Annotated in this window: 18 protein-coding genes; 14 read left to right on the forward strand and 4 right to left on the reverse strand. The window is 69.4% G+C overall.

Features of this window, described 5'->3' with window-relative positions; all coding sequences use genetic code 11:
* Positions 1-157: 157 nt before the first annotated feature.
* From ACFKCF_RS57085 to ACFKCF_RS57100, 4 genes are all read left to right on the forward strand, one after another.
* Positions 158-754, forward strand: a complete 597-nt coding sequence (locus ACFKCF_RS57085) for a DUF5994 family protein (RefSeq protein WP_394505305.1) — start codon at positions 158-160, stop codon at positions 752-754.
* A 115-nt stretch (positions 755-869) separates the two neighbouring features.
* Positions 870-1,193 (forward strand): STAS domain-containing protein, encoded by a 324-nt coding sequence (locus tag ACFKCF_RS57090; protein WP_394505307.1) that lies wholly within the window; start codon positions 870-872, stop codon positions 1,191-1,193.
* Between the two features lie 5 nt (positions 1,194-1,198).
* Positions 1,199-2,221 (forward strand): acyl-CoA desaturase, encoded by a 1,023-nt coding sequence (locus tag ACFKCF_RS57095; protein ID WP_394505308.1) that lies wholly within the window; start codon positions 1,199-1,201, stop codon positions 2,219-2,221.
* Positions 2,222-2,309: 88 nt separating this feature from the next.
* Complete coding sequence (locus tag ACFKCF_RS57100; RefSeq protein ID WP_394505309.1) at positions 2,310-3,782, forward strand: PP2C family protein-serine/threonine phosphatase; 1,473 nt, start codon at positions 2,310-2,312, stop codon at positions 3,780-3,782.
* Positions 3,783-3,942: 160 nt separating this feature from the next.
* On the opposite strand, the gene ACFKCF_RS57105 is transcribed toward ACFKCF_RS57100, so the two are convergent.
* A complete protein-coding gene (locus ACFKCF_RS57105) occupies positions 3,943-4,113 on the reverse strand; it encodes a hypothetical protein (RefSeq protein WP_394505310.1) in 171 nt (56 codons plus the stop codon).
* A gap of 747 nt (positions 4,114-4,860) precedes the next feature.
* On the opposite strand from ACFKCF_RS57105, the gene ACFKCF_RS57110 reads away from it, so the two are divergent.
* The 8 genes from ACFKCF_RS57110 to ACFKCF_RS57145 all read left to right on the forward strand — a co-directional run bounded on the left by ACFKCF_RS57110 (position 4,861) and on the right by ACFKCF_RS57145 (position 10,168).
* Entirely contained in the window at positions 4,861-5,067 is a 207-nt protein-coding gene (locus tag ACFKCF_RS57110) for a cold-shock protein (RefSeq protein WP_394505312.1), read from the forward strand.
* A gap of 400 nt (positions 5,068-5,467) precedes the next feature.
* Positions 5,468-5,608 (forward strand): hypothetical protein, encoded by a 141-nt coding sequence (locus ACFKCF_RS57115; protein ID WP_394505314.1) that lies wholly within the window; start codon positions 5,468-5,470, stop codon positions 5,606-5,608.
* 186 nt (positions 5,609-5,794) lie between these two features.
* Positions 5,795-6,076: a hypothetical protein gene (locus ACFKCF_RS57120; RefSeq protein ID WP_394505315.1), complete on the forward strand. Its 282-nt coding sequence runs from the start codon at positions 5,795-5,797 to the stop codon at positions 6,074-6,076.
* A 50-nt stretch (positions 6,077-6,126) separates the two neighbouring features.
* Complete coding sequence (locus ACFKCF_RS57125) at positions 6,127-6,420, forward strand: hypothetical protein (protein WP_394505317.1); 294 nt, start codon at positions 6,127-6,129, stop codon at positions 6,418-6,420.
* 131 nt (positions 6,421-6,551) lie between these two features.
* Positions 6,552-7,163: a cysteine hydrolase family protein gene (locus ACFKCF_RS57130; protein ID WP_394505319.1), complete on the forward strand. Its 612-nt coding sequence runs from the start codon at positions 6,552-6,554 to the stop codon at positions 7,161-7,163.
* A gap of 367 nt (positions 7,164-7,530) precedes the next feature.
* Positions 7,531-7,980: a nitroreductase family deazaflavin-dependent oxidoreductase gene (locus ACFKCF_RS57135; protein ID WP_394505321.1), complete on the forward strand. Its 450-nt coding sequence runs from the start codon at positions 7,531-7,533 to the stop codon at positions 7,978-7,980.
* A 303-nt stretch (positions 7,981-8,283) separates the two neighbouring features.
* The gene (locus ACFKCF_RS57140; protein WP_394505323.1) at positions 8,284-8,682 is read left to right on the forward strand and encodes a hypothetical protein; all 399 of its coding nucleotides are present in this window, start codon (positions 8,284-8,286) and stop codon (positions 8,680-8,682) included.
* A gap of 169 nt (positions 8,683-8,851) precedes the next feature.
* Entirely contained in the window at positions 8,852-10,168 is a 1,317-nt protein-coding gene (locus tag ACFKCF_RS57145; RefSeq protein ID WP_394505325.1) for a cytochrome P450, read from the forward strand.
* A gap of 153 nt (positions 10,169-10,321) precedes the next feature.
* Here ACFKCF_RS57145 and ACFKCF_RS57150 read toward each other — a convergent pair whose 3' ends face one another.
* Both ACFKCF_RS57150 and ACFKCF_RS57155 read right to left on the reverse strand, forming a co-directional pair.
* On the reverse strand, positions 10,322-10,951 hold the full coding sequence (locus ACFKCF_RS57150) for a DUF305 domain-containing protein (RefSeq protein ID WP_394505327.1): 630 nt from the start codon (positions 10,949-10,951) through the stop codon (positions 10,322-10,324).
* Between the two features lie 77 nt (positions 10,952-11,028).
* Positions 11,029-11,427 (reverse strand): hypothetical protein, encoded by a 399-nt coding sequence (locus tag ACFKCF_RS57155; RefSeq protein WP_394505329.1) that lies wholly within the window; start codon positions 11,425-11,427, stop codon positions 11,029-11,031.
* A 298-nt stretch (positions 11,428-11,725) separates the two neighbouring features.
* Between ACFKCF_RS57155 and ACFKCF_RS57160 the strand changes: the two genes are divergently transcribed.
* A complete protein-coding gene (locus ACFKCF_RS57160) occupies positions 11,726-12,706 on the forward strand; it encodes an NlpC/P60 family protein (RefSeq protein ID WP_394505335.1) in 981 nt (326 codons plus the stop codon).
* A 10-nt stretch (positions 12,707-12,716) separates the two neighbouring features.
* Here the strand turns inward: ACFKCF_RS57160 and ACFKCF_RS57165 are convergent, their stop codons facing one another.
* Positions 12,717-13,358: a class I SAM-dependent methyltransferase gene (locus ACFKCF_RS57165; RefSeq protein WP_394505337.1), complete on the reverse strand. Its 642-nt coding sequence runs from the start codon at positions 13,356-13,358 to the stop codon at positions 12,717-12,719.
* A 137-nt stretch (positions 13,359-13,495) separates the two neighbouring features.
* Between ACFKCF_RS57165 and ACFKCF_RS57170 the strand changes: the two genes are divergently transcribed.
* Positions 13,496-14,221 carry a LuxR C-terminal-related transcriptional regulator gene (locus ACFKCF_RS57170; RefSeq protein WP_394505339.1) on the forward strand — a complete coding sequence of 242 codons (726 nt, stop codon included), beginning with the start codon at positions 13,496-13,498 and terminating at the stop codon, positions 14,219-14,221.
* Positions 14,222-14,281 lie beyond the last annotated feature (60 nt).

Genomic DNA, 14,281 nt, shown 5'->3' on the forward strand with positions numbered 1-14,281 from the left:
CACCCACCCAGTCTACTTCCGGAATTTCAGAATTCCGGAAGTACGAGGTAGAGTGAAGACACCGAGGTCTTTTCGAGCGTTGGCAGCCAGGTCGGCGTCGCCCCCGGCGAACCACCACCGGCCTCTTTCGCAGGAGGCCTGGACAGGTCAGACGACCATGACGCCGACGCTTCTTTCTCAACCGACACCGCTCAGCCCTGTCTCATCGGCGATCCCTCGGGTCGATTCCGCGCTACGGCTCAGTCTCCACCCGGTGCTGGACCGACGAGCCGTGGTGGACGGGGCCTGGTGGCCATACTCCCGCGACGCGGCCGCCGAGCTGCCCGGTCTCATCGCCGCCGTCGACCAGCGGCTGGGGCGGACCACGCTGCTGGTCGGCGTGTCCCGGGACGCGTGGCAGCGCATCCCGCGCCGGATCCCGGCACGCGGGCGGCAGGTCCGAATCGGCTGGTTCCGCCACGCCGACCCTCACGTGGTCGTTCTGTTCTTCGCCACTGCGGAGCCGGTCGCCCTGCTGGTCATCCCGCCGAGCACCGCCGCCGGTTCCGCCGAGACCACGCTCAAGCTCACCGCACACGACACCGCCGGCTTGACTGCCGATGACATCCTCATCCTCACGCGTTTGCCGCGCGAGCCCGCCGCGCCTGTGTGCGCAATGGCCGCCGGCAGCTTGGCCTGCTGGGAGAACGAGGGCGGGTCGGTCACCGACCAGGAGGCGTGCTCCTCCATCGCACGACCGTCAGGACCCGCGTAACCCGGTCGCCTGCCCGCCGGATCGAACGGTTCAGGAGCCGCCCGTTCTGGCAGCAGGTCGGCTTTCCGGCCGGCAGGCATATCCCGTTTCAGCTTCTCCAGTGAGGAGACATTCCATGACCGTCATCGACACCGCCCCGCTCGCCGGGGTGAGCGCCCCGGCGCCGACCCTCGTGCATCTGTCGGGGGACATCGACATCTTCACCACAGCCCGGCTGCGCCAGAGGCTGATCAGCACCCTCGATCACAGCACCGACCTGCTCGTCCTGGATCTGTCCCGGGTTACCTTCTGCGGGGCAGGCGGGTTGGGCGTGCTGGTCGACGTGCAAGGCCGTGCCCGGACACGGGGCATCACGCTGGCTCTGACCGGTGCTCCCCCGCGCGTGGCCCGGCTGCTGCGCATCACCGGGCTGGACCGCCGCTTCCCGGTCATGGCGTGACCAGCATGCCGACCACCACCCGCACCGCCGCCGAGGCGGGCTATGACGGCCACGCGCCGTTCCCCCGGCCCGCTGCGCCCGCGCGGGCCGGTATCGTCCCGGTGACGCTGACCGCGGCAATCGTCATCGCGCCGTTCATCGCGCTGGGTGCCGGAATCTGGCTGGCGTGGGGAAGCGGGATCACTCTCACCGACCTGCTGCTGGCCGCCGTCTTCTACGTCGTGACCGGGCTGGGGGTGACGGTCGGCTTCCACCGGCTGCTGACCCACCGCTCCTTCACCGCCCGCCCATGGCTACGCGTCGTCCTGGCCGTGGCCGGGTCGATGAGCCTTCAGGGCAACTTGATCGACTGGGTGGCCGTCCACCGCCGCCACCACGCCTTCACCGACCGGCCGGGCGACCCGCACTCCCCCTACCGCTACGGCACCGGTCTCGGCGGGCAGCTGCGCGGCCTGGCCCACGCCCACCTGGGCTGGCTGTTTTCCAGCGAGCCCACCTCCGCCGCACGGTATGCCCCCGACCTGCTGCGCAACGACCCGGCCATGCTGCGGATCTCGCGCGCCTTCCCCGCCTTGTGCGCCGCTTCTCTGCTCCTGCCGTTCGCGGCGGGCTGGGCGATCAGCGGCAGCCTCTACGGTGGGCTGACCGCGTTCATCTGGGCCGGCCTGGTCCGCGTCGCCCTGCTGCAGCACGTGACCTGGAGCGTCAACTCCCTGTGCCACGTGATCGGTGAGCGGCCGCACCAAACCCGCCGCCACGACCGCTCCACCGACCTGTGGCCGCTGGCCCTGCTGTCCTTCGGGGAAAGCTGGCACAACGGCCACCACAGCCAGCCCAACTGCGCCCGGCACGGCCGCAGCCCCCGCCAGATCGACCCCTCCGCCGCGCTCATCGGCCTGTTCGAACGCCTGGGCTGGGCCACCCACGTGCACTGGCAGCCCGCCGACGTCCTCGACCACCAACGCATGGTGGCCGGCAAGCACACACTGCGCACCAGCACCCGCCCCAGCCCGCCCGGGAGACGTTAGCCCTGGTCAGCACGCTTGAAAGGAGCTCGTTCCGCATGGAGGAGACGATCTATTGTGAGGGGAGAGGCTCCAGGGGGAAGGCGTCAAGGTGACGGATGATGGTGAGCGGATGCTGGGCGGCCTCCTGGACGCCACTCAGCTGTCCGCGATGGAGGATCTGCCGGGCCTGGTCGCCGCGTACGGACGGCTGGCCGGCTTCTCTCAGACGATGATCTACGTAGCTGACCTGCAGCAGCAGCTGCTGGTGCCCTTGGCCGGGCAGCGCGACGTGTACGGCGAGCGGCTTGAGGCGATCCGGATCGACGCCACCATGGCCGGGCGCGCCTTCCGCGGCGTGGAGATCGTCGAGGCCCGGCATGTGATGGATCCCGCCGCTCCTGAGAGCGTCCCTGCCTCGCCGGCCGGCGAGGGGCCGCAGCGACTATGGGTGCCGTTGCTGAGCGGCACCGAACGGGTCGGCGTCCTGGGAGTGAGCGTGCAGCGGGGATCTGAGGCCGCGGCGTTGCTGGCCGGCCGGCTGGCCTCGCTCGTCTCGCTGCTGCTGATCAGCAAGCGCCCCTACAGCGATTCCTACTCCCGCCTGGTCCGCACCCGGCCGATGACGCTGTCGGCCGAGGTGTTGTGGAACCTGCTGCCGCCTGGGGCCTTCGCCGATGACAGGGTGGTGGTCAGCGCCGCGCTGGAGCCGGCCTACGAGGTGGGCGGAGATGCCTACGACTACGCGATCGACGGCGACATCCTGCATGTGTCGATCTTCGACGCGATGGGGCACGACACCGCGGCCGGGCTCACCGCCACCATCGCCATCGGGTCCGCCCGCACCAGCCGCCGCCAGGGCACGAACCTGCCCGCGACGAGCGAGGCTATCGACGCGGCGATCGCCGAGCAGGTCACCGGCCGCTTCGCCACCGGCGTCCTGGCCGATCTCGATCTGCGGACCGGCCGGCTGACCTGGGTCAATCGAGGTCACCATCCGCCGTTGGTGATCCGAGGCGGCCAGCAGGTCGCCACCTTGACCAGCGTGCCCGACCCACCGATGGGTCTCGGCCTGGACCTGTCCACCGGCCTGCTGCACTACCAGCTCGAACCCGGGGACCGGCTGCTGTTCTACACCGACGGCATCATCGAGGCCCAGAGCCCGAACGGGGAGCTGTTCGGGCTGGAGCGCTTCATCGACTTCATCATCCGCCGCGAGGCCGACGGCATGTCGGCCCCGGAAACCCTGCGCCGCCTGATCCAGGCCATCCTGGCACACCAGCGCGGCCGGCTGCAGGACGACGCCACCGTACTGACGGCCGAATGGCGCACCCAGCGGCAACAGCCGCTCACCCTGGAACGCTCCAGGCTGACCGCGCCGCACGAGGCACGAGGCAACACGATGATCAAAAGCCATCGGCACGCCGAAAATCAGGCGGCCAGCTCGACGTCGGTGAAGTCGACCTCTTTCAGCAGGGGGTCGAACGGATCCGGCTGGCGATGTAGCTCGTCGGTGGCGTACGCGCCGAAGCGGCTGATGTGGGCCGCAGGTAGGGGGCGATCTGGCCGATCTGGTCGGCGGTGATCTTCCGGACAGGGCGGCAACGCCATGTCGGCGTCGAGCCCCTCCCACTCGTGCCCCTGCGCGCACTTGATCATCGGCCCGCCTGGAACCCGACCCAGAGGGCCGGGGAACTCCTGGTAGCTGCGTAGCGCCGTCCCTCTGGGCGGGGTTAGCCGAAGGCTCAGCCAGTCGTTGACCTCGGGCTCCTCCCTGAAAAGCGCTCCGACCCGGCTACGGACGACTCTTCGGCGAGAGCCACGTCCAACCGCGCGGCCACCTCATCGGCCCGCTCGGGCACGACGACAGGGAGGTTCTCCCGGATCACACCCGCGATGCTGTCAAGGTCATCCATGCCTCGCATGGTTACACGCTGCGGGCCTGGTATCCAGCGGTGATCCCCCGAGAGCCCTGACGTGCTGCAGCCTGCCGCCCTCAGCGACGTACCGGACCTCGAACTCCCCGTCCCGAGGAGGCACATCCATCGCGCCCGCCAGCGCGCGCAGAGTCGTCATGGCTGAGCGTTCTGCACCACCAAGATCGGAGCCGAAAGCCGGAATCCGACAACTCAAGCTGGACACCGACAGCTTCTGTTGAGCGACAGGAGAGTGTCAGCGGGCCGCGACACCATTGTCAGTAGCAGAGTGTGATCAAGCAGGTGGGCGGAGCGTCTCGATGAACAGCAGCCGATCGGGCGGCGGCCGACCCTCACATACCACCGGTCCGGGTGCGCATGCCTGAGGTGGGCGGCGCACCCATGCGTCGTCACGTGGGACAACAGGGACATCACTCGGTATGTCACGGTGACCAGTCACTGTGCGACGACGCAATGCGTTCGGCATCAGCCAGGCGTTCGCGCGGGACTCGAGGGGTTGATTATGAGGGCGGCCCCCGCCCACGAGGAGGCGTGCGCTTCACAGCTGAAGGTGTGCTACGTTCTATCTAGTTGCAGTTGTGGTACCCCATGAAACTTGTGTGCACCTGACGGTATGTAGCGTCAGGTGCATTTTTGTTGCCGGTCTTCTCCGGGTGGGCTTATCGCGGCGACGCGGGATTCGTACAGTGCGGATTCCGGTTCTGCACCTATCAAGAGGAGATCGACATGGCTAGTGGAACCGTGAAGTGGTTCAACTCGGAAAAAGGCTTCGGCTTCATCGAGCAGGACGGCGGCGGCGCCGACGTCTTCGCCCACTTCTCCAACATCGTCTCTCAGGGCGGCTACCGCGAGCTACACGAGGGCCAGAAGGTGGCCTTCGATGTGACCCAGGGCCAGAAGGGCCCGCAGGCCGAGAACATCGTTTCCGCCTGACGAAGCACCGCCACGAGCAGGCCCGCACCTTCCCGGTGCGGGCCTGCTCGTTTCCGGGTCAGAGCGTGGCGGAACGAAAAATGTACGCTACGACTGTTCCCCCGGCTCAGAGCGAGCATGTGGGCTACGGCCCGTAGGCGCGCTGGCGTACGTTTCCGAATCCATGACACACGTGGGTCCGGCGGGCGGGTCGCCGTACCCTGTGACCGTTTGATGATCTACGGGTTCTCCGCCGCCTGCCGGTTGGCCGTCGGCGGGCGGCGCATCTGGCCCGCCGCCAAGGACGCCGCCGCGGGGCGTTGGGCCCGCCGCGGCCGGCGTCTACCAGCGGTTCAAGCAGCCGTTCCTGGACACGGTCGCAGGCGCCAAGAGCAAGGAGCTGCTGGTCCGGGACGAGGACGTGCAGGTGCTGCACGGGTTCGCCACCGCCGCTGACGCGCAGGCGTACCTGTCCACCGAGCTGTTCACCCAGGACGTCGTCACCGCTCTGCAGCCCTACCTGAACGGGGCTCCGGACGTGCGCATCTACGAGACCGCCTGACGCCGCCAACGGTGGTGGCGCCAGGCGTCATCACTGGGGCACGCAGCCTGAATGCGCTCGCCGCTCGCACACCCCGTCGGCGAGCTCGCCCTCGTCCCGCCATCGCGACGACAGCGGTTACGCATGTGCCGAGGAGTTGCCCGCACGGCTCCGCAGCCGCCCCACGTCCCGCAGACAAGGACTTTCGTGCCTGAGACCGAACACCTCCCCGGCACCGACCCCATCCCGGCCATCGACGCTGTCCAGCGGCGCACGATGACCGTGCCGGTCGCCGCACAGATCATCGGCACCGTGGGGGTAGGTGTCGCACCCTCGATCGGCATCCTGCTGGCCGGAGCGGTCACCGACAACGAAGCCTGGGCGGGTCTGGCCCGTACCGCGAGCACGCTCGGCGCAGCCCTGCTCGGCCTGCCGCTGGGCACTCTCGCCGCGCGCCGCGGACGCCGCGCCGCCCTCGCCGGCGGCTGATGGACAGCAGCCGCCGGCGGCGCGGTGCTGGTCGCCGCGGCACGTGGAGCATGATCGTCCCGCTCTTCGCCGGCCTGCTGCTGATCGGCGTCGGCTTGGCGGTGAGCCTGCAATCACGGTTCGCGGCCACCGACCTCGCATGGCCGCACCACAAAGCCCGCTCGCTGGCCCTGGTGGTCTGGGTGGGCACCCTCGGCTCCGTGCTCGGCCCGAACCTCGGCGTGCCCGGCGAGATCATCGGCGCCGCCACCGGACTCACCGTGTACGCCAGTGCCTTCCTCATCGCCGCGGTCTGCCTGGCCATCGCCGGTCTGATCGTGTTCGTGTGGGTGGACGGCGGCTGAGGGCGCCCAACCTTTGGTCCCAACGACTGATGGCCCGGCGAGCCGACGGACTTCATCGCCGGTTCGAGCCGGTGCGGGGAGCTTGGGCTGGGGAGGATGGGTACGTGGACCGAGCTGATGAGGTTCGCCGGGTGGAACAACTGCTGGACCTCGACGTGGCCAGGGTTGCTGTCGTCCTGGTTGATTTCCAGCGGGATTTCTGCGGTCCGCCCGGCGTTGACGGGACGCAGGCGGGGACGTCCGGCAACGCGGGCACGGCGATGCGGGCGAACGTGTTCGCGGCGGAGGCCGCGCGGCTGGGCGCACGGGTGATCTACGCGCAGCAGGTGCTGGAGTTCGATCGGCTGACTTCGCGGCAGCGACGCTGGGAGGAAGGCAGCCGGCTGTGCGTGGCGGGATCGCAGGGCGCGGAGCTGTTCGTGCGGCCGGTGCCGGGTTCCCGGGTGGTGCGCAAGGATCGGTTCGATCTCTGGCAGAGCCGCGAGTTCATGGACGTCCTGGCGGAGTGGGACATCGACGGCTTGGTGATCGGCGGGGTGGAGCTCCAGTGCTGCGTGCTGTACGCGGTCCTGGGGGCGGAGGAGCGTGGGTTCCACTATGTGGTCCCGCAGGACCTGGTGTCGGGCATCGACCGGTGCGAGAAGACTTCCAACCGCGCGGTTCGCGACTATCTTCGCTTTGCCCATCCGTCGCCGGAATCGGCAGAGGTGCTGCTGGCCGGTTGGCGCAGCCGGTTGGCTTGACTCGACGACAACGAGCTGAGCACCAGATCGCCCACTGCGGGCGCAACATTCGCAACCGCATCAGCACCTCCTGGGCGGCGTGACAGCGTGAGCGTCGCATGAGGCGCCACGGGGGCCGACAGAAACCTGCTGATCCGGGTCAGAAGCCGCGCACGCTCGTAGGTGATCCAGTCACCGAGACCTTGCGCACCTGGTAGAGGCTCAATCCGGTGGCGGCCACCAGCTGCCGGAGGCCGTGTCCGTACTTCGGCCGGCGTGAAAGCGCACACCCAGCACCTGACCGACCAAGACTGCGCCGTGGATGAAAACGCACGGGCCGGGTGTTGGAGCGTCCTGAACGTGAGTTGCCGATCAAGGGATGGATGCCATGCCTCTTGCGGGTGAGTACGAACCCAGCCCGACGCAGTGGGTGCGCGAGCAAGTGGAGCTGTACGAGAGCTCCGGCGGCACCAAGGGAACGACTCTGCTGGACACGGGAATGCCCGTCATATTGCTGACCACCCTGGGTGCCAAGAGCAGCAAGATCCGCAAGACGCCGCTGATGCGCGTGGAGCACGAGGGCCGATACGCCGCCGTCGCCTCGCAGGGCGGCGCTCCCGAGCACCCCGTCTGGTACTTCAACATCAAGGCCCACCCCCATGTGGAACTTCAGGACGGCCCTGCCAAGCAGGACATGAAGGCCCGTGAGGTGACCGGCGCGGAGAAGGCCGAGTGGTGGGAGCGTGCGGTGGCGGCGTATCCGCCGTACGCCGACTACCAGAAGAAGACCGACCGGGAGATCCCGGTGTTCGTGCTGGAGCCGCTGGACGGCGACTGACCGCGCGGAAGTCTTGCTCCACGGGACGTACGGGATCCGCGCCCGCCGGGCGCCTGTGCGTCCCGTGGTGCTTCTCCGTCGTCACGCCTGGGACATGCTGGCCGCAAGCGACGCCCCTCACGCTCAGCACGCCCTGCGGCGGGTCCGCCGTTGCAACCGACGTGCCCGACGGTTGCCGGAGGACGTCGCGAGCCGGCCATCAGGCCGGCCGCAGAACGCCGACACGATTCATAAGACTCTCATCCCATCACCATGTGGCTCCAAGACCCCTCCACCACCCTGGTGCCGTAAGGAGGAGGTGTCATGACCGTGGTACCGGATGTGATCATTGGGCCATCGCCTGTCACAGGCCTGCGGGAGTCGGTGAAGGCGTTCGTGGCCGATTGGGGCAGGCAGGCGAGGATTCCGGTGGAGGTGTGGGCCCTGCCGGAGGGTGCGGTTCCGCAGGAGGCGGCCCTCCTCGCCTTCGCGGTGCTGGTCGACGCGTTCTCGGCCGTCGAGCAGGCCACGTACGTCTCCATGGCGCTGACCGCGGGGGTCACGTTGAGGCTGACCGTCTGCGACGACGGGCCGGGGCTTGGCTCGCACGAGGTCATCGACCGGAGAGAGCTTCAGGCCCGGGCCGCCGCGTTGCGCGGGCGGTACGACATCGCCTCATCGGCCGGCAACGGGACGACCGTCACGCTGGAGCTGCCGCTGTGAGCCTCCGCCCTCGTCCTTGATCGCTGAACCAGCCGCCTCCACCTGCGGGTGAGCGGGTCGGACCCGAGGCGGTGACGGTCGCCGGAGGCCGCCGCGGGTGCTCGGCACCTTGCCAAGCCGCCCTTCACGGGAGATACGTAGAAGAGATCCGTATGTCCTTGGAGGGAACGTGTCGGTGATTCCCGGACCGCCCGCGCGAGGTGACGGCGGGCTGCATGACATCGCTGCCGCGGGCGGCCTGCACGCCTACCAACTGCGGCTGCACGCCGAATACGGGCCGGTCGTACGTTTCGAGCTGCCCGGCACGGACTCAGCGGTCTCCATCGCGGACCCGGTGCTGCTCGAGGCCACCGCCGAGGTCGACAAGCGGCCGGAGGAGCTGTTCGCGTTCCTGGCTCCGCTGTGCGAGGCCGGCAACCTGCAGACCTTGCCCGCGGACGAGCACACGCCATGGCGCCGCGCGGTCCTGTCCGTGCTGGCCGGCCGCCGCTCCCACGAGGCCCACTTCGCCGGCTTGACCGCGCTCGCCGGCCGGCTGGCGGACCGGTGGGCGGAACAGGCCGGCGAGGGACCGGTCGAGCTGCAGAAGGACCTGAGCGCGCTGTCGCTGCGGATGATCTGCCAGTACGCCCTCGGCACCGGCGTCCACGACCCGGACGAGGTCGTGACGGCCTTCGAGGTCGTGCTCACGGAGTACCTGGGCCGTCAGTACCAGCCGGCCGACCCGGGAACCGAGGAGGAGAGACGCAAGCGTGCCCAGGAGGCCCTGGCCTACCTGCGCGCCACCGTGAACGACGTGCTGGCCTCGGGCCGGCAGGACGGCAACGCCCTGGCCGCGGCGTTGGTCGCGGCGGGGATGAGCCCGGCCCGCGTGCGTGACACGGTGTTGATGATCATGCTTGCCGCCCATCACACGACCGGCGTGGCGGTCTCGTGGACCCTCCACCTGCTCTCCCGGCACCCCGCTGAGGCCGAGCGGGTCACGGCGGAGATCGACGAGGTCCTGTCCGATCGCGTCGCGCCCGAGTACGCCGACCTCAAACGGCTGACCCGTCTTCAGATGGCGCTCAAGGAATCGATGCGCCTGTATCCGCCGGGTCCGTACGGGGCCCGCGAGACCACCGAAGATCTCGTCCTGGCCGGCTACGAGATCCCCACCGGGACGACCGTCTTCTATCCGTTCTGGGCCGTCCACATGAACCCGCGGTACTGGCCCGATCCCGAGACGTTCGACCCTGGCCGGTTCGCCCCCGACCAGATCGCCGGCCGGCCTCGCTACGCCTACATCCCGTTCGGCCTCGGGCCGCGCAGCTGCGAAGGCGCGAGCCTGGCCATGATGGAGGCCGAACTGGTGCTGGCGATCCTCCTGAGAAGATTCCGCTTCCAGCCGGCCTCCGGACACGACGCCGTCCCCGTCGAACGGTTCGTGCTGTGGGCCGCGGACGGGATCCGCATGAACCTGACGCCACGACCGGCGACCCGGTGACGAACGCCCACGAGCTCCGGACGGTGCGCCGGGTCACGGCCGCCCGGCGCGGCGGACACTGGCACTCGCACGGTGTACGCCGCAGCGGATCGCCTCGCTGAAGGCCATCCCAACGGGCGCGAGACCCGCCCGGCCCCCGAGCGCGGCCGTCTCCTAGAGGCGGTCGAGGATCTCCCGCAGCTGGGCGACCTCGGCCTGCTGGGCGGTCTCGATGGTCCTCGCCAGCTCCTTGGCCTCGGCGTCGGAGCCCTGCGCCTGCTCGGTACGCGCCATCTGGATCGCGCCGTTGTGATGGGCGATCATCAGCTCGGCGAACTTCCGGTCGAACGCGCCGCCCTTGGCCGCCTCCAGCTTCTTCATGTCGTCCTCGGACATCATGCCGGGCATGTCATGGCCCATCCCGTGGTCCATGCCGCCGGACGGCATCGGCTTGCCCCAGGCCGTCAGCCAGCCCTTCATGGTCTGGATCTCCGGGTCCTGAGCGGCCTTGATCTTCGCGGCCAGCTCCTTGACCTCCTTGTCGGCGGCCCGGGTGGCGGCCAGGTCGGCCATCTCGACCGCCTGCTCGTGATGCGGGATCATCATCTGCGCGAACATCACGTCCGCGTCGTTGAAGGCCGCCGCGGGCGAGGCGCTCGCCGACGTCGCGGCGGGCGCGCTGCTGGACATGCCGGCCATGTCCGGCCCCGTCGAGCCGCTGTCGGCGCTGCCGCAACCGGCGACCAGCGCGAGCACGGCTCCGGCCGCCGCGGTGGCAGCAGAGATCCTGATATTCGTGAACATGGTGTTTTCCTTCGGTGATGGAGTTACGCAGGCCGTCATCGCGGACCGGCCTTTCGACCGTCCGCCGATATTTCGGCCTATATGCGCATCACCGAGAGCGCTGCGGGACCCGGCGCCAGGCGGCGCGGCGGCGCTCTGGCCGCCGTACGCGCCGGGGACCCCCAGCCGCCCATCCCCGCATGCCAGTACAGCGTGGCGGCCCAGACGACCGCGCCCACAAGTGCGACGACCGAGGTGAGCACGGCCAGGCACACGTCGCTCGGATCGAACCCGACCGCGTCTCGCGAGCAGATCGCAAGCTCGCTCCGGTCCATTTCGAAAGACGTCGCGGGAGAAGCGTGAACGTGCGAGCCTTGAGCGACGGCGACACCATGGTGAGAGGCGAGATGCCCGAGCGTGTGCATGCCGGCCACGCCGAACGCGATCAGCAGGGGCAGCAGCCAGGGAAGACCGGGCAGGAGCAACCGCCGTGCCATGCGCTCCCTCCTCACCCTGCCGACCTTAGTACTCATGCCAGGATAGCCAGCGACCTCACTGCTCATCCGGACAACAAGCCAACTATGGGCCATAGTAATAGAGGTCCCAGCGCAATGACTCTCCCGTTGAACGCCGAAGGCGCGCCGCGCGTATCTCCTCTTGGACCGGCGTGACCGTCCCCTAGCGCAGGTAGTACCGGCCGTTCCGGATCTTCGGTTGCCGCAAACAGGCCAGACAACCCTTTCACTTCTGTACTATTTCGCCCCAGGTTCTGGAGATTTACGAGGAGGCGTCGTAGTGGCCGTCCCGACAAGGCTTGGACGAACAGCGGCGATCGCGGCCCTGTCCGTGGTCGTGCTGGCCGCCACGTCCGGCACCGCCGTGGCCGAGCCGTCGCCGGCCAAGGCCAGGGCCAAGCTGGTGAAGCTGAACGAGCAGGCCGACCAGGTCGTCGAGCGCTACAACCAGGCCACGGAAGCGTACAAGAAGGCCAAGAAGAAGTACGACACCCTCAACGCCGAGCTCCGTCTCAAGGACGCCCGAGCCGGCGACCTGCGCGACGACCTCGTCCGGCTGGCCGTCAACGACTACCAGTTCGGCCCGCTCAGGGGATGGGAGCGGTTCGCCGGCCAGGCCGACCCCCAGGCGATCCTGAACGGCATGGCCTCCTTCCAGGAGATGACCGAGTCCCGGGCGGCCAAGATCCGCGCCTACGAGGCGGCCACCAAGGAGCTGCGCGATCGGCGCAACGACGCCAAGACCACCCTGGCCGAGGCCGACGCCGCGCGCGACAAGGTGAGCGACGAGAAGTCCAAGATCCAGAAGCTGATCGGCGAGCAGACCAAGCTGCTGCGCAGGCTGGGCGCCTTCAAGACCGGCGACCCCAACAGCGCCGGCATCAAGTACACCGGCCCGGCCTCCGGCAACGCCCGCGTGGCGCTGCAGTTCGCCTTCGCCCAGGTGGGCAAGCCGTACCGGTTCGGCGGCACCGGACCGGGCTCCTACGACTGCTCCGGCCGGACCCGGGCCGCCTGGCGCCAGGCGGGGGTCGAGCTGCCCCGTACGACCTGGACCCAGTGGAGCTGGGGCTCCGCCCGCCGCGTCCCCCTCAACGCGTTGCAGCCCGGGGACCTGCTCTTCAGCAAGGGGCTGGGGCACATGGGCATGTACGCCGGCAACGGCAAGATGGTGCACGCGCCGCAGACCGGGGACGTCATCAAGGTCGTCAACCTGGACGACTACTGGCGCACCCGCCTGCTCGGCGCGGTCCGCCCCTGACCGGGGCGCTCTACGTGGTCCGGTGCGCCCGGCCGATGAGATGCGCGAGGGCGGGGACGGGCGGCTGCGGCGCGAAGGCGAACCGCTCCACCTCGTCCACGGCGAACCCCGCCCGCCGGATCGCGGCGAGCGTGTCGCGGTTGGGACTGCATCCTGCGGCCATGCGCCGCCACAGCGGGGTGATCACGTCTTCCAACAGGCCGAGCGCCGGGTTCGACGAACGTACATGCTCGTAGAAGCGCAGCTCTCCGCCCGGCCTGAGCACCCGGGCGATCTCGGCCAGCGCCGCCGCCGGGGAGGGCACGCTGCACAGCACGAGCGAGACCACCGCGGCGTCGAAGGCGTGGGCCTCGCCCGGCAGGGCCTCGGCGTGCCCGGCCACGACCCGTACGGGCACGGGCGCCGAGGCGGCCTCGGCCTCGGCGAAGCGGCGCAGGGTGTCCTCCGGTTCGACCGCGACGACTTCGCTGACCGTCTTGGGATAGTGGGCGAAGTTGCGGCCGTTGCCGGCGCCGATCTCGACCACCCGGCCCTCGAGCCCCTCCAGGAGCCGTTTGCGGTGTTCCCGCCCGCCGCGCTGGTCCGCGGCGGCGGAGGTCTCGACGTACACGCGGGCCAGGCGGGGATGCTGGAATCCGGACAGGTCAGTCACGACGATCACCTCTGTCAAGGGGCTGATGTCTTCCAGACTGGCTCATGACGGACGGAGACGACGGGCCGTGGTTCCCGGGCCGCCAAGGGATCGGTCAGAATGTCCCAGTACGGCGGTGCGATCGGATGAGGGGGCGCGTGGACGAGAGCATGTCGTTGGCCCAGCTTGCCCATCAGCTGGAGGAGGTGGTGGGTGAGCTGCGCGGCATCCCCGTCGACGTCGAGCGAGTGGAGGACAACGAGCTCGTCCGGGAGCAGATCGCGCAGGCCGTCCGCACGGCCGGCGAGCTGCGCGCCATGCACCCGGTGGGTTCGACGGAGCACGGCCGCGAGGAGCAGAAGAGCCGCCTGCGCGTGCTCGACGCCCTGCGGCGCGGCATGGCGATGCGCACGATCGTCCACGCGAGCGTCCTGGACGACCATCGCAAGGCGGCCCGGATGAGGGAGCTGCACGCCGCCGGTGACCTGCATCGGGTCATCGACGAGCCGATCCAGCAACTGCTCGTCTTCGACCGCGCGGTGGCCTTCGTCCGGATCACCCCCGTCCCCCACGCGCCGGGAGCTCTGGTGATCAGGCAGCAGAGCCTGATCACGACCCTCATCGACCTGTTCGAGCGGACCTGGGTGAAGGCCAGGGAGATCACCGAGCCCACGCGCCGGCTGACCCAGCGGGAGCGCGAGGTGCTCGCGCTGATCGCCGAAGGGCGCTCCAACAGCGCCGTCGCCCGCGCTCTGTCGATCACCGAGGCGGCCGTCGGCAAACACGTGGCCAGCGTGTTCACCAAGCTCGACCTGCCCGCGACCGCCGACGACAACCGGCGCGTGCTGGCCGTGCTCGCCTACCTGCGCGGCACGGCGGGGTAGGGCCAGGACTACCCCGTCCTCGCCCCAGCCCCCCTGCGGACGGGATCCGGCACGCACTTC

The sequence above is a fragment of the Nonomuraea sp. JJY05 genome, from assembly GCF_043496855.1.
Taxonomy (GTDB): domain Bacteria; phylum Actinomycetota; class Actinomycetes; order Streptosporangiales; family Streptosporangiaceae; genus Nonomuraea.

Excerpts from the sequence above, each read along its gene's own strand:
- ACFKCF_RS57110 (WP_394505312.1), top strand. The coding sequence starts at position 4,861 with ATGGCTAGTGGAACCGTGAAGTGGTTCAACTCGGAAAAAGGCTTCGGC.
- ACFKCF_RS57150 (WP_394505327.1), bottom strand. The coding sequence starts at position 10,951 with ATGTTCACGAATATCAGGATCTCTGCTGCCACCGCGGCGGCCGGAGCC.
- ACFKCF_RS57155 (WP_394505329.1), bottom strand. The coding sequence starts at position 11,427 with ATGGCACGGCGGTTGCTCCTGCCCGGTCTTCCCTGGCTGCTGCCCCTG.
- ACFKCF_RS57135 (WP_394505321.1), top strand. The coding sequence starts at position 7,531 with ATGCCTCTTGCGGGTGAGTACGAACCCAGCCCGACGCAGTGGGTGCGC.
- ACFKCF_RS57105 (WP_394505310.1), bottom strand. The coding sequence starts at position 4,113 with ATGGATGACCTTGACAGCATCGCGGGTGTGATCCGGGAGAACCTCCCT.
- ACFKCF_RS57125 (WP_394505317.1), top strand. The coding sequence starts at position 6,127 with ATGATCGTCCCGCTCTTCGCCGGCCTGCTGCTGATCGGCGTCGGCTTG.
- ACFKCF_RS57140 (WP_394505323.1), top strand. The coding sequence starts at position 8,284 with ATGACCGTGGTACCGGATGTGATCATTGGGCCATCGCCTGTCACAGGC.
- ACFKCF_RS57085 (WP_394505305.1), top strand. The coding sequence starts at position 158 with ATGACGCCGACGCTTCTTTCTCAACCGACACCGCTCAGCCCTGTCTCA.
- ACFKCF_RS57090 (WP_394505307.1), top strand. The coding sequence starts at position 870 with ATGACCGTCATCGACACCGCCCCGCTCGCCGGGGTGAGCGCCCCGGCG.
- ACFKCF_RS57095 (WP_394505308.1), top strand. The coding sequence starts at position 1,199 with ATGCCGACCACCACCCGCACCGCCGCCGAGGCGGGCTATGACGGCCAC.